Genomic DNA, 21,859 nt, shown 5'->3' with positions numbered 1-21,859 from the left:
GAATCCTTACAGGGTGCAAAGATTTTACTCTGTATTTAACACTATTTAAAATTAGAAGAAAGAAAAAATAGAGCCAAAGCTACAATTTCATTGGCTAATTTAGAACGTAAGAAATGAAGGGCACGATATAATTGCGTTTCAACTGTTTTTTCTGACAAAGATAGTTGGGCGGCTATTTCTTTATTTGTCAGATGTTGTTTCTTGCTCATGAGGTAGATTTTCTTCCGGGAAGAGGGTAGCTGTTCTACCAGCTCGTCTATATATTCTTGTAGGGAGTCGGTGTCAACATCTATTTCAAAGTGCTTGTCGGCATCAGTTTGTTTGATTGAATCCAGAAAACGTTCCGAAAGTAGCCGTTTTTCTGTTTCCTTATATACCATGTTGCGTGCTATTGTGAAAAGATACGCTTCAAAGCCTTCTTCCGGTTTGATATCCTGATGTCTTTCCCAGATCTTCAGAAATACATTTTGAGTGAGGTCCTCTGCTAGTATTTTATCATATAGAAGGGAATGAATAAAATGAAATACACGGGGATTATATTTCCAGAAAATAGTGTCGAAAGCCTTTTCGTCACCTTGTTGTAGGAGTGATAAAGTGTGTGTGTCTATTTTCTCTAAAAAATGATCCATATATTTAGTGTCTTCAATCCTTTTCAGAGGAAGTTTAAAGAGTTATCATTCAAAAGCTACTTTGTTTATAGACGAAAATAAATACTCTTTATATTTAAAAAGTATATGTAAATAAACCCGTAAACCATTGGCAAATATAAGGAACATTTTTTATTTTGAATTACTTTTATAGAGAAAATGTGTTGGTCGGCAGGATGAATGAAAAGAGTATGCTCTATGAAATTACATGAAATAAGAAAGGGGGAGAGTGGGATTTTTGTATAAATAATAAAGGCTTTTATTATTATAATATAAAGAAATGAGACTGAATTCCCACCTTTCCCCTGGAGAATTCAGTCTCATTTATATGATTCAAGTCAATGGATTATCTGCTTCCGCCTGCCCACCAAACATTTTCACTATACACATATTGTCCGTTTCCGTATGCTGCTTTCACTTCGGCATTCGTTGTTGTGTCGCTATTGCCATAAGGACAACGTAATGGGAAAGAGTTTGGATTTTTTAGCTCAATAAAGTTTTCGCCTAGTCCTTTCATTCTGCGAACATCATTGTAAGATTCTGTCGCTTCACCTGAAGCTCCCCATAATGCGAAGTATTTTTGAGTCATTGTTGTTTTCAAAGGTTCAGCTGTATATTTGGCCTCTATCGTATTGTCAAAGTAACTTTCGGCTTCAGCTTCCGTAATACTGCTTGCTGCATTGATGAGTGTTTTGCCCAACTCTTTTCTTGAAATAGTAAAGCTGTTTTCCGCATTTAACAGTCCAGCCACTACTGCATCTTTTAATGCACTTTTAGCATCACGTTCCAATCTGCACAGAGCTTCTGCTTCCAGGAATTTTAATTCATGATAACTCAACAACAGTGTTGGTGCTGATATAGAATACATAAATAAAGAAGTTCCATATTGGGAAGTGCCTTGTTCTGGTGTACCGTTAGGCGCATATACGGCGTTGTCTGCGGTTCCCGGAGCTTGTTCTTTTCCGGAGGTACCCTGTTTAGTGATGAAAGCTCTGGACAGACGTGGGTCATTGTATTCTGCCAGTTTGCTTCTCATGCTTTCGCTTGCACCTAATCCGGCACGTGCCACAAAGAAACCATAAAGCGGATTTATGTTATTAGCGTCATATACGTCGAATGCTGCTTGTTCTTCTGCGCTTTCGAAAGAGTTATTTACATATTCCAACACCTTCTCCATATCCGCGTCTTTGTTGGCAGATCTTTTAAGAAGATGCATCGTGTAGCGTGCTTTCAGACCATATGCTAACTTAAGCCATTTTTCAGCATCACCCTGGTACAGCAAATCTTGAGCTTCCGGGTCTATCAGATCTTCTTTCTGTAAGTCTGCAATGGCATCATCCAGATATTGCATTGCTTGGGTATAGATTTCTTCTTGCTTATCCATTTTAGGAGTTAGGTAAACAGGAGAACCGTTTTCGTCAATTAATGCAGCCTGACTACATGGAGCATCTCCAAACATATCGGCTATCAATGCGCAATTATAAGCAGCCAACACTTCAGCCATACCCTTGGTTACATAATTCCCATGGTCTATGCCTCCCTCGCTGCATTGATTGATAATGATACGGGCGGATTTCAATGTTGAATACAGACCATTCCATGTATTGTTGAAAGTGGAAGATGAGGTCGGTTCGCTCTCTCTGGTTTCTGCATAATACAATTGGTTGTCAACACCTACTTCATATTCAATGTAAGCAGATAGATAAGTATTGAAATCACCTCCTGCATTGGAAAATGCAGTAGAGGTTATCACATCTGTCAGAATGAATCTTGCGGCTACGCTTTGCGTATGGCCGTGGTCCTTGTTGATTCTATCCATTGCATCTTCCGAGCATCCGGAAAAAACAACTGATAAAACAGTAGCGGCAAAAATACCTTTAATTATATTATATGTTTTCATCTTTCTTTTTAGCTAATTAGAATTTTACATTAAATCCAAAACCATAGCTGGCTGTTCCCGGAAGAGAGAAACGTTCGAATGCACCTCCCATGTTGTCATTACCTTGTGAAGCTTCCGGATCGAAACCTTTCATTTCAGACCAAACCAAAATGTTGCGGGCAAAAACATTAACGTTCACATTCAGCCATTTCTTTGAGAAAACCGGATAACTTACAGATAATTCACGCAATTTGATATAAGAATTATCATAAATGTAAGATTCGTCAATTGATCTTCTTCTGGTGAAATATGCTTGAGCATCTGTTACTTTTATATCATTGGGGGCATAGATTGAATTACCATCCGCATCTTTTCCTGTTTCTTTAACGGAGTTTTCCACAATGAATTCGGTATTACGCATATCACCAGATAATTTGCTCACACCGTAATAGTTCATTTCACCTGCGGTACCACTATACATCTGTCCTCCTTGTTTCCAGTCGAATACTGCAGAAATACGGAACTTGTACAATTCGATATTTGTATTGAAACCTAAACGGAAGTCAGGAGATACAGTTCCGATAACCGCATCTTCTCCCTGCATGGGAAGTCCGTTTTTGTCTACTACAATCTTGCCTTCGTCATTACGCATATAGCTTTTTCCATAGATCACAGGGAACTTGTCACCAATTCCGGCACGTACCTGCGGAGTTACAAATCCTCCTAACATAATACTTTCTACTCCTGGAGCCAATTCGTCTACGTAATTGTCGATTTTGGAGAAGTTGAAAGCGAAGTCGAGTTTGAAGTTTTTGGTATCTACCGGAGATACGCCCAATGTCAACTCGTGGGTATTTGTGTGGATTTTACCTCCATTCATTATCATACTTGAGGCTCCGGTTGAACCTGCCAAAGGAACTTCGAATATCTGATCTTTCACATTCTGACGTGAATAGGTATAATTCAAGGTTACCAGTCCGTTTAAGAAAGTAAGATCTGCTCCCAGTTCGTATGATTTTGTATTTTGTGGTTTTAAGTTAGGGTCATATACCTTATAATATGGAATGTAAGCCATTGCTCCATTAATTGGATAAACAATAGGATTTCCCATATAGAAGCCGCCACCATAAGACGGAGTATAATAATAACTTTGAGTATAATCACCGGCCATACCAACTTCTGCATAAGAAGCACGTATCTTACCGAAAGTCAATATGTTATTCTTCAGGGGAGCCAGTTCGGTGAAGATGAATCCTAATGACACTGAAGGATAAGTGAAAGAACGGTTGTCACGTGGCATGCTTGAAACAATATCGTTACGTATACTTCCACTTAGATAGAGCATGTTTTTCCATGCTACTGACAAGTTGGCGAAATTACCTACCGTTCGTTTCTTGTTGTATTGGCTTTCGTTGGAGAATACAGAAGCATTATTCAGATGATTCCATCCGGGGAAATTGAAATTCATGCTATATGCGTATTCATATTTTGTCTTTTTATCCACAAACTCATTACCAATCAATGCATCCAAGGTCCATTCTTCGTTGATATTCCATGTGTAAGCGGCAGTTAACAGTGAGTTTAATTCATTAACAGTGTAATGGTACTCTGAATCTTCACCTGTAGGTGCCCAAGTACTTCCATATCCGTAGATTTCTGAATAATTGGTAGTGTAAGCGTCATCACCGATCTGGTATTTAATATCCAGTTTGTGGTTGTCTGTTCCAAATTTAGTGGTGTATTTCACGAAAGCATTTCCGAAGAAACGTTGTGAACGTTCGGAGAACTGGTTATTGTCAACTGCCCAATATGCATCGTCGATCCAGCTGTCGCGATATGTATTTTGTGTGTAAGGGTCGCCTTCTATGTGAGAAGGAATACCGGCCATATTATAGCTGACGGGTGCATTATAGATCGTAGCAACCACACTGGTGTTGGCTGTAGACTGTTTGGAGATTTTTGAAGTCACAAAGTTTCCATTAAATCCGGTAGTCCAGTTAGGATGGAGTTGTGCTTCGGCAGACATTTTCACGTTATATCTATCCATACCGGTTGATGGAACGATACCATTACTGGTGGTGTTACCCAAAGAAAAGGAGTAGTTACCTTTGTCGAATCTCTGGGCTACATTGACGTTATTGCTCCAAGATACACCTGTTTCAAAAAAGTCCTTCATGTTGTTATATGCTTGTGGAGTAGCCCACGGATTCATGCCGGCAGCTGCAAGTTGAGGAACATAGTATTTTCCGGACTGTTTACCATATTGGCTGGTGTAACTGTTGTCTGTATTTCCTCCGTAGGTAGGGTCGTTAGCTAATTCGGAAATCTTAGGACCCCATGCGAAAGGAGATGACGGATCGAAAGTACCGCCTGAACCTTGTGCATATTCTTGTTGCAATTCCGGAAGAGTTGAAATCTTATCAAAGGAAAGGTTGGTACTGAAAGTTATAGTAGGTTTCCCTTTATCTGCTCCTTTACCACTTTTGGTAGTGATAACGATAACACCATTGGAAGCTCTCATACCATACAAAGCAGAAGCGGCTTGTCCCTTTAATATATTGATACTTTCTATATCATTAGGGTCAATGTCGACAGCACGGTTAGCATAGTCCGTTCCATACGCTCCATCGGTAAGAGAAGTGCTCACATCTGCGGTAGAAGCGATAGGCATGCCATCAATTACATACAACGGAGTATTGTCTCCAGTGAAAGAACGAGAACCGCGAATCGTAATCTTTGAAGAAGCACCCGGCATACCTGATGATGGGGTGATGTCAATACCTGATACTTTTCCTTGTAAGGCTCCCGCTAAATCTGTATTAGCAGCACGTGTCAACGCATCCGATTTGACATCTTGTACGGCATATCCCAATGCTTTCTTTTCGCGTGAAATACCCATAGCGGTAACTACTACTTCGTCTAGCTTTTGGGCGTCAGCCTTTAATACAACTCTCAAATTTGGTTTAATAGCCACTTCTTGTGTTTGCATTCCGATATACGAAATCTGCAAAGTCTTTGCAGAACTAAATACAACTATAATATGTTGATTACTAACAATATATATGATGTTTGCTTTCCTTCGAAAATAAATTTTTGTTGTAGTTATTATGCAGATTATCAATATATTAAGCACCTACCAAACATATTAATTTACTGATTTATGATACCAGATTTCTATCAAAAATAGGGCATAACCATCTATTAATTAATTATTTAAGTTCTTATCTTATATGATATAAGCTAAAACTTATTTGTAAGCGTCTCCGCGATTCTATCTTGTCGCCCTTTTTTCATTCTTATATTTTTGCTATGTATAAAAATGAAGCATTATGGATTTAGCAGAAAATCGATTTGGAAAAACTTGGAAACATTTCCTTGAAGTATTGAAAGTAGACTACAATTGTTCTTTAGCCGATGTTTGCCGCGATCAGCATACCACTTTTGGTGGTATGAGTTCCTGGATGTCCAGACGGGGCTATAGCGTTAAACAAGCCAAGGCAGATGTGGTCCGTGATTATTATGGCGGCGTTGAACCCTCCCAACCGACAACTTCCTCTCCTTCATTCACTCAAATAGCACCCGCCATGTTGTCGGAAGAAGAGTTTAGTCTTGCCGGGATCACAATCACCTTTAACAGTGGAACCACCATTTCGGTCAAACGGGCCACACCCGGTGGTGTTATTAAAATGTTGCGCGATTACGAAAGAAAGGAGGGAGATCCATGTATTCTCTAACATCAGCCAATCGCTACTCTCTGTACCAGGGCTTTGTTCGTATGAACCTTGGCATTGACGGTTTATTCAAAATTATACGATCGGAAATGAAGGACTTGTCTCCCGTTTCCGGAGATATCTTTTTATTCTTTGGTAAAAACCGACAAAGTGTAAAAATACTGCGTTGGGATGGCGATGGCTTTCTTCTGTACTACAAGCGCCTCGAAGGTGGAAGTTTTGAGTTACCGACATTTAACCCCAATACAGGCAACTACGAGATTTCTTATCAGGTTTTGTCTTTTATTTTAAATGGAGTGTCATTAAAGTCTGTACGGTTGAGAAAACGTTTTAGGATCTAATTCAACATTCTGATTATTAGACATTTGCGCTAAAGATATCATCCGGTTTATTTGGCCAATTCGTTGATTTTTTATATCTTTATGCCATGAAAAAGGATGAGATCATAGAGTTATTGAAGGAACAAATCAAGGGATTACGAGATGACAACAACAGACTCTTGGACCAAATAGATGCTTTGATAAAGGAGGTTTCTTCCCTTAAAGAGGCACTCCTTCAAAAAGGCGAATCTCTTAGCAAGCAACAGCGCCTTACTAAGGGACTCGCCAAACTTGTATCCAACACATCCGAACGGCAACAGGCTCCCCAATCTGCCATATCCGAAGAAGAGCGGCAGAAGATAGAAGCGGAAAAAGCAGATAAGCGTAAAGCAAGAAAGAATAATGGGGCCAAACGTGACATGCATTATGAGATGGAGGAAGAAGAACATGTCGTTTATCCCGATGATTCCGATTTTGACATCAATAAGGCCCGGTTGTTTACCACTGTTCCCAGAATATGCGTCCGCTATGAATGTGTACCCATGCGCTTCATCAAGCATGTCTACAAGATACACACCTATACGCAAGAAGGTCGCCTGTTTGAGGGAAAAACACCGGCTTCGGCCTTCTTGAATTCCAGCTATGACGGTTCATTTATTGCCGGATTGATGGAATTACGTTATATACAATCGCTACCTGTTGAAAGAATCATCAACTACTTCGAGAGTCATGGCTTTACGCTGAAGAAACCTACGGCTCATAAGTTGATAGAGAAAGCCTCAAACCTCTTCGAAAATCTTTATAAGTGCATCCGGCAGACAGCTTTGAGTGATCCTTATAAGGCAGCCGATGAAACCTATTACAAAATACTCGTCCCGGAAAAGAACAGCAAGGGAAAAGGAGTCAGGAAGGGATATCTTTGGGTGGTTGTCGGCATAAACACCAGGATGATATACTTGCTCTATGATGACGGCTCCCGGTCTGAAAGAGTTATTCTTAACGAATTAGGCAGTTGCAAAGGTATCATACAAAGCGATGGTTACTCACCTTACCGGAAGCTCGAAAGCGATGCTTATCCCAATATCACACGCATCCCGTGCTTGCAACATATAAAACGGAAATTTATAGATTGCGGTGAGAAGGACCCGGATGCAAAAAGGATCGTGGAGCTGATAAACGCACTTTATCAAAACGAGCATAAGCATAAAGTTGGGGTTGAGGGATGGACGGTAGAACAGAATCTTATGCATCGAAAAAAGTATGCGCCGGACATACTCGGAGAAATAAAAGATGTGCTTGATGAAATAGAAGAACGGGGGGATTTGTTACCTAAGAGCGAACTGCAGGAAGCCATTACCTATCTTCGCAATGAGTGGAATGCAGTGGTGGACATCTTTAATTATGGTGACACTTATCTGGACAACAATATGGTTGAACGGATGAACCGGTACATATCCTTATCAAGAAAAAACTCATTGTTCTTCGGCAGCCATAAGGGGGCCGAACGAGGCGCCATACTCTATACGATAGCACTCACTTGTAGGATGCATAAAGTGAATCTATTTGAGTATCTCACGGATGTGATAAACAGAACAGCCGAATGGCAACCGAACACACCAATTGAAAAATACAGGGAACTGCTTCCTGACAGATGGGAAAAGGCTAATGACTAAAAAGGGATCATTAGCCTTTTTATTTTAATACACTATATAGAATCGCGGAGACGCTTACACTTATTTCCATCTTAACTGTTGAAGATGGTTTTCTTGTTCTAAATTATATCCAATAATTATTGACTATAATAATATATTCATTAGCAAACGGTAATCTAAGAAAAAGAAAAACTCCAGATGAAAAAATGCATATTTTATTACTGTATATTTTAAAATATGCAGGGGTGGATTCAAATATCCTCCAAAATCGCAGAGAATATGATTGATGAATATTTATATTGGATGGTTATATGCTTTTTCTGTATCAAAGAGATTGTGTAATTACATCTAATTATGCAAAAAGAGGTATTTATCATTTATCTGATGCTAAAATGAAAGAATCCCAAATACCGGATTTTAATAGCTATTAGAGGCTGTCAAGTTTATAAATTAGCTTTTAATCCTTTCCTTTTAAAGAAAGCAAGGGCTTCTCTACGACCAATGACTCGTTCCTTTTAAAGGAACGCTTTATTCCTTTAAATGGGACGAGTGATAATATTCGTAATTATGATGTATCTTTAGATTATATATATGCGTTTTCGGAACTTATATTGCATATTCTTTCATTTAATTATACACACTTTCTTCTATTAGAGAAAATTATACCTTCCATTTCTATAACCAAATCTTAAAAACAGAACACTTTCGTTTAGTTTTTGTGCTTATTATTATTTTTTTGATGAGGCAGTTTTCTCAAGATCACGCACCACTGTAATATCCATAATATTCGCATATACCTGCGTAGTCTTTACACTTTTATGTCCTAACAGTTTTTGTACAGTAGTTATATTGGCACCATTATATAATAATAAGGTAGCATTTGTATGACGGGCGGTGTGAAACGATACACGTTTATCAATTTTAGCCAAGCCTGCCAATATGTTTAATTCCTTATTAATATTAGAATTGTCTTTCAACTTGAAAAAACTATTGAGGTCATCTTTATAGCGTTGCAATATCTGGATTCCTTTACCCTCAAATAATAAATATAAAGGAAGGCGTACCTCCATACCTGTTTTGACAGATTTGTATATTATCCAAGTCTCCTGATGGAACTCAACAATATTTGCAGAGGTCAGATTAGTGAAATCAGAATATCGTAATCCAGCATAACAGCAAAATAAAAAAGCATCTTTTGTTTTTTGCAGTCTCGTATATCTTCCAGTCAGCTGCAAATTCTCAAATTTGTGTAACTCTTCCGGAGCTAAGTGTGTATGGCTTCCTTCTATACTTTTAATTTTATATTTTCTAAAGGCATACTTCTGTATATCCATATACTCCTTATTTATTGCAACATTAATATATCGTTTCAGATGCTTCATGTGCTTGGCAATAGTATTAAGGTGATAACCTTTAGATTGCAGGTAATTATCAAATGAAGACACAAACTCAAATGTCAAATCGGTAAATAATACCTCTTTCTTGAATTCCTGAAGTAATTCAAGCGTGGAAAGGTGATTTTGACGGGTACTTTCTTTCAAAGAAGAATTGGCTATCTCCTCTTTAAAAAAAGTCAAAAACGACCTTCCATTGCTTAGAGGTTTATCAATCGAATTTTTTAATAAATCTAACGATATGGACTTTCCCTGTTGCCATAGTCCAAGTTCTGTTTGCTCAATAGCTGCTATATTTTCATATAACATACGATTCAAAACATTCGCATTAGGATGATTCTTCACCATTTTTCGTTTGGTATCCCACTGTTCCGGTTTGAGATATATTTTGGTGGAGAAATACATCTTTTTCCTGTTCAGATAGGCTTCTACCTGAACTAATGCCATTCCTCTTTTATTCAATCTCTTCTTTCTGTTAAACACAAGGTTGTAACTGATCTTTTCCATACTTTCATTTTTTAATTAATAATAGAACAAATTAGACGTAATTCTGTGCTATATCAGAGGCGAATAAGCATTAATATCTCTAAAAAATAAATCTTCAAATCACTTGGTATTCACAAAACTTTAAATTAAATGCCACTTTTTTATTCGCTTTTTCACGAAAAAAGCAAAAAGAATGGCTTTCAAAGGTGTTTTATGACTAAAAACGAGTAAAAGAAATATTAAAAGAGGCATTTTGCTTATGCAAAGTGTCAATTGCTATTTTAGCAATCAAAGCTTTTGGTTGAAAAAAATATGCTTATCGGCATAAATACAGCTTGTAAAATAACAAAATGTTATATTTGCAACCTTTTTTTATTAATATAATTGCTAGTTTCAGTTTTATTAATATATTTGCAAATTGTTAGAGTAAAGATACAAATAATGTAAAGTTAAACTTTAAGAGAGAATTTATGAAAAGAAAATTAATGCTGTTATTGGCATGCCTTTTTGTGGGCATAGGCCTAGTAACTGCCCAGACTCAAAAGGTCACAGGCGTTGTGATTTCTGAAGAAGACGGGCAACCAGTTGTTGGTGCTTCTGTGTTGGTAAAAGGTACCACCCAAGGTACAATCACAGATGTAAATGGTAATTTTAATTTGTCAAATGTACCAAGTTCTGCAAAGACTTTGCAGATTTCGTATATTGGTATGCAGACACAAGAAGTGGTGATCAAACCAACTTTAAAAGTTGTGCTAAAGTCTGATTCCCAAAATCTAGATGAGGTTGTAGTGACAGCTATGGGGATTAAGCGATCGGAAAAATCCCTAGGTTATGCCGTATCTAGTGTGAAGGGAGATGAAATAACTAAAGCACGTGAAAGTAATGTACTTAACTCTTTGTCTGGTAAGATTGCGGGACTGCAAATAGCCCAATCATCTGGTACGGTAGGTGGTAGTTCAAGTATACAGATTCGTGGTGCCTCTTCTATTGGTTCCGTTTCTTCTCCTTTATTTATTATTGACGGGCTTCCAATTGACAATGGTTCTTATAATCCTGACAGAACTAATGGTATAGTCGATGTTGGTAACCGTGCAGGGGATATCAATTCAGACGATATTGAATCTATCAATGTATTGAAAGGAGCAGCTGCAACTGCATTGTATGGAGCGCGTGCAAAGGATGGTGCTATTGTTATTACTACAAAGAAGGGAAAAAAGAACTCTCCGGTATTTGTAACAGTAAACTCTTCTACACGATTTGAAAATGTACTGAAGTTACCTGATTTTCAAAATGAATATGCACAAGGTAGTTATGGCGTATATAATGTGAAAATGTTGAATGGTTGGGGACCGAAGATTTCATCGGTACAAGATCAACAGTTTACAGATTACAAAGGTGACAAAGTGACTTTGAAAGCAAATCCTGATAATGTAAAGGATTTCTATGAAACTGGAATGAGTTATATTAATAATGTATCAGTTGCGGGGGGTGGTGAAAAGGCGGACTTCCGTTTGAGCTTTACTTCTACTAATCAGACTGGTGTTGTACCTGGATCTGACTATAATAAATACGCTTTTTCTGTCAATGCGGGTATGAATTTTACTAAGAACTTCACAGGTCGTATTTCTGCTCAATATATACGTTCCGACTCTGAAGGTCGTCCAGCGCAAGGTGCAAATGATAGTAACCTACTGATTCCATTGATTAATGGATTGCCGAGAACTATTGATATACATGATATTCAAAAGAATTGGGTGGATGAGAATGGAAAGCAAATCACATTAGATCCGGAAGGTAAAAGTAATAATCCATATTGGATTATTAATAAGAATAAGTTTACCAATAATTTAGATCGTATGATTGGTAATATCACATTGACTTATAAACCGATTGAAGGACTGACTATCACCAATAATGCCGGAACAGATTTTTACACAGAAGGAAGGCGTAAGGTATATGCAAAAGGTACTGTAGGAGCCTTGAACGGAAAGTTCCAGACTTGGAATTTGTATAAAAGAATTATAAATAATGACTTAATGGTTTCTTACGAGAAGACTTTTGCAAATGACTATCATTTTAAGGTAATGATGGGGCATAATCTCTATCAGGAGGAATGGAAGAATGAAAATGTGCAGGCGCAGAATCTGGTTGTTGATGGGCTATACACATATACTAATGCGAAGTCTACTACTCCGGTAAATTATTATGAAAAGAAACGTCTTGTTGGTTTATATGGAGATATTAGTTTGGGATACAAAGATATGCTTTTCGTAAATGTAACAGGACGTAATGACTGGTCGTCTACTCTACCGATCAATAATCGTTCCTATTTCTATCCTTCCATAAGTGGTAGTTTTATTTTTACGGAGTTGATGGAAAACAAAGATATTCTGAATTTTGGTAAGGTTCGTTTGAGTTATGCTAATGTGGGTAGTGATGAAGATCCGTACAATTTGGCATTTAAATATACTCCCGCTAGTACTTACTTTTTGCAATATCTGGGTAATGTTAACACTTTCCCCCATATGGGATTAGTTGGCTTTACGGGACCTCGTGTCTTACCAAATGAGAATTTGAAGCCGCAAAATCAAAGTTCTTTTGAAGTTGGAGCTGATTTGCGTTTCTTCGGTGGAAAAATTAGGTTAGATATGACTTATTATAGCAATATTACAAAGAATCAGATTGTAAGTATTGATGTCCCATTGTCAACAGGCTACTTTGCCAATAATATTAATGCCGGGAAGATTGCCAATAAAGGTGTTGAAGTAACTTTGGGGTTGACTCCTGTGGAAACACGTGATTTTAAATGGGACCTGGATGCAACATTTGCTTCAAATAAGCAGACAGTGGAGGAGTTAGCTGAAGGACTTGATGAATATACGTTAACGAGTGGACTGAGCGGTTTACAAATTAAGGCTGCTAAAGGAGATTCGTTTGGCTTGTATGGCACGGGTTGGAAACGTGATGACCAAGGAAATTATGTGATTAATTCTAAAACAGGTTTGAGAGAAACTGTTAATAACGTGCGTTTAGGAGATGTATATCCTGATTTTACGATGGGAATCAACAATACATTTACTTATAAGGGAGTTACCTTGAGTTTCTTGATTGATATCCGTCATGGAGGTTCTTTGTATTCAGAGACTGTAGCTAATTTAAGAAGTAGCGGTTTGGCTGCTGAAACAATAGCTCACCGTGAAGATGCTTCCTTTATTGAGCCGGGTGTAATCCTTCAGGATGATGGAACATATAGACCTAATGATGTTCCTGTGAAAAGTATGCAGGATTATTGGCAGCATATATCCAATTCTAGTAATAATGAAGGGAATATCTATAATGCATCATTTGTAAAACTCAGAGAGGTACAGTTGTCTTATAGCTTCCCACGCAAATGGTTCAAGAGCTTTTTTGTTAAATCATTGGATTTAGGTTTTGAGGCACGTAACTTATGGATTATTAAAGATCATGTGCCACATATTGATCCGGAAGCTAACTTCTTCGGTCCTTCTCAGATTGGGGGTGGTGTAGAGTTTAACAGCATACCTTCTACCAGAAGTTTTGGATTTAATGTCAGATTAACATTGTAAGATTTAAACGAATATGATAATGAAAAAGAAAATATTAACATACGCATTGAGCGCTTTGGCATGTTTAACTTCATGTAGCGATTGGCTCGATATTAACCATGATCCCAATACTGCCGAGAAAGTTGATCCCGGGTATTTGTTTAACTATGTAGCTGTAAACTGGGCTGGAACACGCACTGGTGGTGACTTTTATATTCCTTTATCTATGAGTTCGCAGTGTCAAGTTGATGGTGGACTTGATTACGGTGGCTGGGATGAATCTGTATATACTATTTCTCCTTATAGTACAGGGAATGTCTGGAAACATTATTATTCTGTAGGTGGCAATAATTTGATGTTAGCTATTAAAAATGCAGAAGAGTCAGAACCGGTGAATCACAATGCTATTGCGCAGTGTAAGATTCTTTTGGCTGAGCATATGTATGAGGCAACGATGTTGTGGGGAGATATTCCTTTCACAGAATCCTGGAACGGAACAATTAAATATCCGAAATTTGATTCTCAGGAAAGTGTATTGAATGGTGTTTTGTCATTACTTGATGAGGCATTACAGCTTATAGATCTGAATGATGCTAATGCAATTGATGAGTACGATATCTATTACAAAGGTGATATGAACAAATGGATGACTTTGGCAAAGTCTTTAAAATTCAGAACATTGATGGTTATGGTAGATAAAGACCCTTCTAAGGCTGCTGCTATTGGTACGTTGCTGCAGGCTGGAGGAATGGTTGCATCAGCAGCGGACAATTTGGTATTTCCTTACTCTACAGATCCGGGTAACCAGAACCCTAAATATGAACTTATAGAATTGGTTGGGGGGACACAAATATTGTTCTTTGCCAGCAATTATATGTTGAAACCGATGCAAGAACGTAATGATCCCCGTATTCCCTGTTATTTTGAACCGGGTGCGGATGGTGTATACCGGGGGTTGGGTAATAGAGAGGCTGCAAAGACGGATGATGAAGAAAATCTACTGTCATCTGTTGTAAGCAACTACCTTTTCAGAAGAGACGCTCCGGAATTGATTTATTCTTGTCAAGAACAGCTACTTTTGGAAGCAGAAGCTTATGCGCGCGGATTAGGAGTTGCTCAAAATCTGTCGAAAGCTAATGAACTGTACCTGAAAGGAATTCGTGAAGCATGTGCTTTTTATGGAGTTGCGGAATCCGATATTGATACATATGTTACAGGTTTACCGGAATTGACAACGATGACCCAGGAAAAAGCTCTGTATGAGATTCATATGCAGCAATGGATTGATTTGATGGATCGTCCGTTTGAGGAGTTTGTACAATGGAGGCGATCTGGTACTGCCGGAAACGAGGTCCCGACATTGCAAGTCCCGGAAGATGCAACTTCAAAAGAATTGATCAGAAGATGGGAATATAGTCCTGAAGAAATGACAGCTAATATTAATGCACCGAAAGAATCTCCGAAAATCTGGGAAAAACTATGGTTTGATTTATAATTGAATTACCATAAATGATACGAAAAAGAGGACAATAAAACATTGTCCTCTTTTTTTTTGTTATATTTGCGCCCACATTATTATATATAATAGAAGTAAAGAATGAAAGAATTTGTAATATCCGAAGCCAAAGTAGAAACAGCAGTGCTTGTAGGACTCATCACACAGACGCAGGATGAGCGTAAAACAAACGAGTATCTGGATGAACTGGCTTTCCTTGCCGAGACGGCTGGGGCGGAAGTTGTGAAACGATTTACACAGAAGTTGCCGACGGCTAACTCTGTGACTTATGTTGGAAAAGGAAAGTTGGAAGAAATCAGACAATATATCCATGACGAAGAGGAAGCAGAACGTGAAGTAGGAATGGTCATCTTTGATGATGAGCTTTCTGCGAAACAGATTCGTAATATTGAAGCTGAACTGAAAGTGAAGATACTGGACCGTACTTCACTGATTCTTGATATATTTGCCATGCGTGCGCAGACAGCCAATGCGAAGACACAGGTAGAACTGGCACAGTATAAATATATGTTGCCGCGTTTGCAGCGGCTTTGGACTCACTTGGAACGCCAGGGAGGTGGTTCCGGTGCCGGTGGTGGCAAAGGTTCCGTGGGACTTCGTGGTCCGGGTGAAACACAGCTTGAGATGGACCGCCGTATCATCCTGAACCGTATGTCATTGCTGAAAGAACGTCTGGCGGAGATTGACAAGCAGAAAGCTACCCAACGCAAGAATCGCGGACGCATGATACGTGTTGCACTGGTTGGTTATACCAATGTGGGAAAATCAACCATGATGAATCTTCTCTCCAAGAGTGAAGTGTTTGCGGAAAACAAACTGTTCGCTACTTTAGACACTACTGTGCGCAAAGTGATTATCGATAATCTACCGTTCCTGTTGTCAGATACAGTAGGGTTTATTCGCAAGTTACCTACCGACTTGGTAGAATCTTTTAAATCTACCCTGGATGAGGTACGTGAAGCAGATTTGCTTGTGCACGTAGTCGATATTTCCCACCCCGGATTTGAGGAACAGATTGAGGTGGTGAACAAGACCCTGGCAGAGATTGGAGGCAGTGGCAAACCTATGATACTTGTATTTAATAAAATAGACGCTTACACCTACGTGGAGAAAGCGCCGGACGACCTTACCCCCCGAACAAAGGAAAACTTAACACTCGAAGAACTGATGAAGACGTGGATGGCAAAAATGGAGGATAACTGCCTCTTTATTTCCGCCCGCGAACGAATCAATATAGACGAACTGAAAAATGTAGTTTATCAGCGAGTGAAAGAATTACACGTTCAGAAATATCCCTATAACGATTTTCTTTATCAGACCTACGAAGAAGAGGAAGAATAATCAATATGCTAATGTGCTGATGTGCCAATTGGTTGCGCGTACTGCATCAGAATTGGCACATTGGCATATGGGCACATTAACACATTATTAAGATGAAAGACTATCGTAGATTGACTGAAGATGAGATACTTCAGTTGAAGAGCCAGTCATGTCTGGCCGATGATTGGGGAAATGTATCAGTGGCAGAGGGTTTTAATTGTGAGTACGTCCATCATACCCGTTTCTCGGGTGAAGTAAAACTGGGGGTATTCGAAGCTGAATTTACATTGCCGGGGGGAATCAAGAAACATTCGGGATTACGTCATGTGACGTTGCACAATGTGTCGGTGGGTGATAACTGCTGTATTGAGAATATACAGAACTATATTGCTAATTATGAGATTGGCAGTGACACCTTCATTGAGAATGTAGATATTATTTTAGTGGATAGGTTAAGCACTTTTGGTAATGGGGTAGAAGTGGCTGTATTGAATGAAACAGGAGGCCGTGAGGTGTTGATGAACGATAAATTGTCTGCGCACCAGGCATATATTCTTGCACTGTACCGCCATCGTCCCGAGCTGATAAACCGTATGAAATCCATTGCGGATTATTATTCCAATAAACATGCTTCTGCTGTCGGCAGTATTGGCAATCATGTGATGATTCTCAATACGGGCTCGATCAAGAATGTCCGGATTGGTGATTACTGCCATATCTGTGGGACCTGCCGCTTATCCAATGGCAGCGTCAATAGTAATGTGACGGCACCTGTACATATCGGACATGGTGTAATCTGTGATGACTTTATCATCTCTTCCGGCTCTAAAGTGGATGACGGCACGATGTTGACTCGTTGTTTCGTCGGACAATCCTGTAAACTGGGACACAATTATTCCGCTTCCGATTCTTTATTCTTCAGTAATTGTCAGGGAGAGAACGGTGAGGCATGTGCTATTTTTGCAGGTCCTTTCACTGTGACACACCATAAATCTACTTTATTGATTGCCGGTATGTTCTCGTTTATGAATGCGGGTTCGGGGTCCAATCAGAGTAATCACATGTATAAGTTAGGTCCTATCCATCAGGGAACGATGGAGAGAGGAGCGAAGACCACTTCCGATTCATATATCCTGTGGCCGGCACGTGTCGGGGCTTTCTCTTTGGTAATGGGACGTCATGTTAATCATGCCGATACTTCCAATCTTCCTTTCTCTTACCTGATAGAGCAGCGGAATACCACTTATCTGGTTCCGGGAGTTAATTTGAGAAGTGTAGGTACTATCCGTGACGCACAGAAATGGCCAAAGCGTGATAAGCGAAAAGATCCGAACCGGCTGGATTATATCAATTATAACCTGCTGAGTCCTTATACCATTCAGAAGATGTTTAAAGGACGTTCCATTTTGAAAGAATTGAAACGTGTATCCGGTGAAACTTCAGAGATCTACTCCTACCAGAGTGCTAAAATCAAGAACTCTTCTCTGAATAACGGAATTCGTTTTTATGAAATCGCCATTCACAAGTTCTTGGGAAACTCCATCATAAAACGATTGGAGGGTATTAATTTCCAGACCAATGAAGAAATCCGTCAGCGACTGAAACCTGACACGGAAATCGGACTTGGCGAATGGGTGGATGTTTCCGGACTGATTGCTCCCAAGAGTGAAATCGACCGATTGTTGGATGGTATTGAGAATGGAACAGTCAATCGTTTGAAATCCATCAATGCAAGCTTTGCAGAAATGCACGAGAATTATTATACCTATGAATGGACATGGGCTTATCATAAGATTCAGGAATTCTACGGCCTGAATCCGGAAACGATTACAGCACAAGATATCATCGGTATCGTGAAAGCGTGGCAGCAAGCTGTTGTCGGATTGGATAAGATGGTATATGAGGATGCCAAGAAAGAATTTTCGTTGTCTTCCATGACCGGATTTGGTGCTGACGGCTCCCACGACGAAATGAAGCAGGATTTTGAGCAAGTACGCGGTGATTTCGAAAGTAATACCTTTGTGACTGCCGTCTTGAAACATATTGAAGATAAAACAGCTCTTGGAAACGAGTTAATCAAACGGATTGAAGCAATCGAATCATAATAGGAGTGGCAGATGGCGAACTGTGGATGATAAACAGGATATGATAAATAGCAAACTGTAAATAAAATAGTGAGCGGTGAACGGCAGATGTCAATGAATGGCATAGCTTGTTTACCGCTCGTTGTTTATTGTTTATGATTGTCTTTTGCTGTTCCTGCTTTTCTCCGTTATTCATTCTTAATTCTTCATTCATCATTCGCCATTCTTCATTCTTAATTACTACCTTTGCCACACTAACTAACATTACGTAATAAAATAAGAAACTTATGGCAACACCTCCGTTTAAGTATCAGCCCATGTTTGAAAAGGGAAAAGATACAACTGAGTATTATCTGCTTACAAAAGACTATGTATCAGTAAGCGAGTTTGAAGGAAATCCTATCCTGAAAATTGAGAAAGAAGGTTTGACTGCGATGGCTAATGCAGCTTTTCGTGATGTATCATTCATGCTTCGTCGTTCGCACAACGAACAAGTTGCTAAGATTCTGAGTGATCCGGAAGCAAGTGAAAACGATAAGTATGTGGCATTGACTTTCCTGCGTAACGCGGAAGTTGCTTCAAAAGGTGTACTTCCTTTCTGTCAGGACACTGGTACTGCTATTATCCATGGTGAAAAAGGACAGCAGGTATGGACTGGATATTCTGATGAAGAAGCGCTTTCACTGGGCGTATATAAAACATACACTGAAGAGAACCTGCGTTATTCACAGAATGCGCCTTTGAATATGTATGATGAGGTAAATACAAAATGTAACCTCCCTGCACAGATTGACATCGAAGCTACCGAAGGTATGGAATACGAATTCCTTTGCGTAACAAAAGGTGGTGGTTCTGCCAACAAGACATATTTGTATCAGGAAACAAAAGCGATCCTGAATCCCGGTACACTGGTTCCATTCCTGGTTGAAAAAATGAAAGCATTGGGAACAGCCGCTTGCCCTCCTTATCATATCGCTTTCGTGATCGGTGGAACTTCTGCTGAAAAGAACTTATTGACAGTGAAGCTGGCTTCTACTCATTTCTATGATAACTTGCCGACTACTGGAAACGAATATGGCCGTGCATTCCGCGACATCGAACTGGAAAAAGAAGTTTTGGCAGAAGCTCACAAAATTGGATTGGGCGCGCAATTCGGAGGTAAATATCTTGCTCATGACGTACGCATCATCCGTTTGCCTCGTCACGGTGCTTCTTGTCCGGTAGGCTTGGGAGTATCTTGCTCTGCCGACCGTAACATCAAATGTAAAATCAATAAGGAAGGTATCTGGATTGAGAAACTGGATTCAAATCCGGGCGAACTTATTCCTGTAGAACTGCGTCAAGCAGGTGAAGGTGATGTTGTAAAGATCGACCTGAACCGTCCGATGCCTGAAATCCTGAAAGAGCTGACTAAATATCCGGTAGCTACTCGTCTGTCATTGAACGGAACGATCATCGTAGGTCGTGACATCGCCCATGCTAAACTGAAAGAACGTTTGGATCGCGGCGAAGACTTGCCACAATATATTAAGGATCATCCTATTTATTATGCAGGTCCGGCAAAAACTCCGGAAGGCATGGCTTGTGGTTCTATGGGTCCTACTACAGCAGGACGTATGGACTCTTATGTAGAACTGTTCCAAAGTCATGGCGGCAGCATGGTCATGTTGGCAAAAGGTAACCGTAGCCAGCAAGTGACAGATGCTTGTAAGAAATATGGTGGTTTCTATCTTGGTTCTATCGGAGGTCCGGCAGCTATCCTAGCACAGAATAACATCAAGAGCATCGAATGTGTGGAATATCCGGAATTGGGTATGGAAGCCATCTGGAAAATTGAAGTAGAAAACTTCCCTGCATTTATCTTGGTGGATGATAAGGGTAATGACTTCTTCAAACAGTTGAAACCGTGGAATTGCACAAAATAACCGGTTTTAACCTGTTGGGATAAAACTTTAAGAAGAGGCTAAATGCCCTGAATTTATAAAATCCCCTCACTCTGCAATGTAGTGAGGGGATTTCATCTTTTGAGGACTTAAAGACTTTCCGGATATTTATTTTTGTAGTGTAGATATCAGCCTTTCATCATTTGTGATTACTTATTCTGTTCTTTTTTCCATTTTTCATATCTCTTCAATACCTTACTACCATCTTTGTTATACCAACTATAACCATTCCGGCGCTCATGCCCGATTTCCGATATATCATATTTTTTAATGCCGTCACGGTCGCAGAAAAAAGGCCGGTTCGTTTCCAGTTCATAAAAACGTGCCCAGAGAGTTGGACAGTCTTCACAGGGAACCATACGATAGTCTTTTTTACCTTCGCTGTTAGTGAAATATTCCTTCTGTATTCCTTTTATTTTAGACTTTTGGAACCATTTGATTGCTCCTTCTATGGATTTTACAATGTCTGTGGATGGATTAGGAAGTGACATCAACAGCAATACAATATTGTCCGACTCTTGTCCGCTTAGTGACGGAAGTTCATAAGCACGTGCTTTGCAGGGTTCCAAAGTGACACGGTCGTGTTGGGCGCACCATACTGTTAATTCACCATTTTGGCACACCTGCGTTTTGAGTATACACTCTATACCTTTGTTGAATGCATTGCGTGCTTGTTCGCAGATATTGTCAGGAAGAAAAGTATATGGAGCTTTCTTTTCGTATATGCTCCGAAGTTGATTCATGACTCTTACCATTGCATTGTCATTGTAGGTGATTTGTACATAATAACCTTTGGGACGTGGATAAAATTGAGGCCATCCTCCGTTTTCATACTGCGATTTGAGCAGATATTGAATACCGTTCAGCACTCCTTCTTTATATTTCTCTTTCTGTGTAGCCAGATAAAGTCGTGCCAGATATTCTATTTCTGTCGTGGTGGCATTGTTGTCGATTGTGCTTTGGTTGATATCCTCTTTGGCTTTTAGTGCCGCCTTATATTCTTGTTCCGTCAGTTCTGCCGGCATATAGATATTCTTGGGCCAGCCTCCGGTAGTTTGTTGATACAGTAACACGTTGTCACCAATGCGTTGGGCTTCTTCTGTCTTAAAAAAATCATCGTCAAATTTGGGAGCGATGTGTACCCATTCTTTGTAGTTTTGCTGTTTTCTGTAATCTGTTGCTTTTTGGGCTGAGGCATTTGTCAGGATAAAAAGTAATAGTAAGAAAAGACTTAGTTTTCTCATGGCTTTTATTATTTAATGTTTTTATGGTATGCAAATGTAGAAAGAAAGAAAAACAACGATATGTAATAACTGTTTTT

Annotated in this window: 14 protein-coding genes; 8 read left to right on the top strand and 6 right to left on the bottom strand. The window is 39.3% G+C overall.

The features are described 5' to 3' along the window. Positions 1–41 precede the first annotated feature (41 nt). The 3 genes from LPH68_RS03490 to LPH68_RS03480 form a co-directional block, all read right to left on the bottom strand. Entirely contained in the window at positions 42–629 is a 588-nt protein-coding gene (locus tag LPH68_RS03490; protein ID WP_004326269.1) for an RNA polymerase sigma-70 factor, read from the bottom strand. A gap of 364 nt (positions 630–993) precedes the next feature. Next, positions 994–2,547, bottom strand: a complete 1,554-nt coding sequence (locus LPH68_RS03485) for a SusD/RagB family nutrient-binding outer membrane lipoprotein (RefSeq protein WP_151923044.1) — start codon at positions 2,545–2,547, stop codon at positions 994–996. A 16-nt stretch (positions 2,548–2,563) separates the two neighbouring features. Then, the gene (locus LPH68_RS03480; protein ID WP_074559355.1) at positions 2,564–5,563 is read right to left on the bottom strand and encodes a SusC/RagA family TonB-linked outer membrane protein; all 3,000 of its coding nucleotides are present in this window, start codon (positions 5,561–5,563) and stop codon (positions 2,564–2,566) included. Positions 5,564–5,855: 292 nt separating this feature from the next. Between LPH68_RS03480 and LPH68_RS03475 the strand changes: the two genes are divergently transcribed. The 3 genes from LPH68_RS03475 (at position 5,856) to LPH68_RS03465 (ending at position 8,250) form a co-directional block, all read left to right on the top strand. After that, positions 5,856–6,260, top strand: a complete 405-nt coding sequence (locus tag LPH68_RS03475) for a hypothetical protein (protein WP_004307670.1) — start codon at positions 5,856–5,858, stop codon at positions 6,258–6,260. Beyond that, positions 6,248–6,598, top strand: a complete 351-nt coding sequence (tnpB, locus tag LPH68_RS03470; protein WP_151923042.1) for an IS66 family insertion sequence element accessory protein TnpB — start codon at positions 6,248–6,250, stop codon at positions 6,596–6,598. Before LPH68_RS03475 ends, tnpB begins: the two co-directional genes overlap by 13 nt. 86 nt (positions 6,599–6,684) lie before the next feature. Next, complete coding sequence (locus LPH68_RS03465; protein ID WP_151923041.1) at positions 6,685–8,250, top strand: IS66 family transposase; 1,566 nt, start codon at positions 6,685–6,687, stop codon at positions 8,248–8,250. Between the two features lie 707 nt (positions 8,251–8,957). Here LPH68_RS03465 and LPH68_RS03460 read toward each other — a convergent pair. Further along, entirely contained in the window at positions 8,958–10,130 is a 1,173-nt protein-coding gene (locus LPH68_RS03460) for a site-specific integrase (protein WP_008650053.1), read from the bottom strand. A 449-nt stretch (positions 10,131–10,579) separates the two neighbouring features. On the opposite strand from LPH68_RS03460, the gene LPH68_RS03455 reads away from it, so the two are divergent. From LPH68_RS03455 to LPH68_RS03440, 4 genes are all read left to right on the top strand, one after another. Then, entirely contained in the window at positions 10,580–13,696 is a 3,117-nt protein-coding gene (locus LPH68_RS03455; RefSeq protein ID WP_230296858.1) for a SusC/RagA family TonB-linked outer membrane protein, read from the top strand. A gap of 13 nt (positions 13,697–13,709) precedes the next feature. Continuing rightward, positions 13,710–15,170, top strand: coding sequence for a SusD/RagB family nutrient-binding outer membrane lipoprotein (locus LPH68_RS03450; protein ID WP_004299187.1), 1,461 nt, complete (start codon positions 13,710–13,712; stop codon positions 15,168–15,170). 102 nt (positions 15,171–15,272) lie between these two features. Continuing rightward, positions 15,273–16,532 carry a GTPase HflX gene (gene hflX, locus LPH68_RS03445; RefSeq protein ID WP_004299188.1) on the top strand — a complete coding sequence of 420 codons (1,260 nt, stop codon included), beginning with the start codon at positions 15,273–15,275 and terminating at the stop codon, positions 16,530–16,532. A 92-nt stretch (positions 16,533–16,624) separates the two neighbouring features. Beyond that, positions 16,625–18,616, top strand: coding sequence for a DUF4954 family protein (locus LPH68_RS03440; protein ID WP_004299189.1), 1,992 nt, complete (start codon positions 16,625–16,627; stop codon positions 18,614–18,616). Here LPH68_RS03440 and LPH68_RS03435 read toward each other — a convergent pair. Next, positions 18,588–18,848, bottom strand: a complete 261-nt coding sequence (locus LPH68_RS03435) for a hypothetical protein (protein ID WP_224262987.1) — start codon at positions 18,846–18,848, stop codon at positions 18,588–18,590. The genes LPH68_RS03440 and LPH68_RS03435 overlap by 29 nt on opposite strands. A gap of 34 nt (positions 18,849–18,882) precedes the next feature. Between LPH68_RS03435 and LPH68_RS03430 the strand changes: the two genes are divergently transcribed. Beyond that, positions 18,883–20,520, top strand: coding sequence for a fumarate hydratase (locus LPH68_RS03430; RefSeq protein WP_230296857.1), 1,638 nt, complete (start codon positions 18,883–18,885; stop codon positions 20,518–20,520). A 167-nt stretch (positions 20,521–20,687) separates the two neighbouring features. On the opposite strand, the gene pelA is transcribed toward LPH68_RS03430, so the two are convergent. Next, on the bottom strand, positions 20,688–21,782 hold the full coding sequence (gene pelA, locus LPH68_RS03425; RefSeq protein ID WP_149944485.1) for a pectate lyase: 1,095 nt from the start codon (positions 21,780–21,782) through the stop codon (positions 20,688–20,690). Positions 21,783–21,859: the final 77 nt, after the last annotated feature.

The sequence above is a fragment of the Bacteroides sp. 1_1_30 genome (assembly GCF_020982715.1).
Classification (GTDB): domain Bacteria; phylum Bacteroidota; class Bacteroidia; order Bacteroidales; family Bacteroidaceae; genus Bacteroides; species Bacteroides xylanisolvens.
Note: the sequence above shows the minus strand (reverse complement) of the source record. Positions and strands in the feature narration are given on the sequence as shown.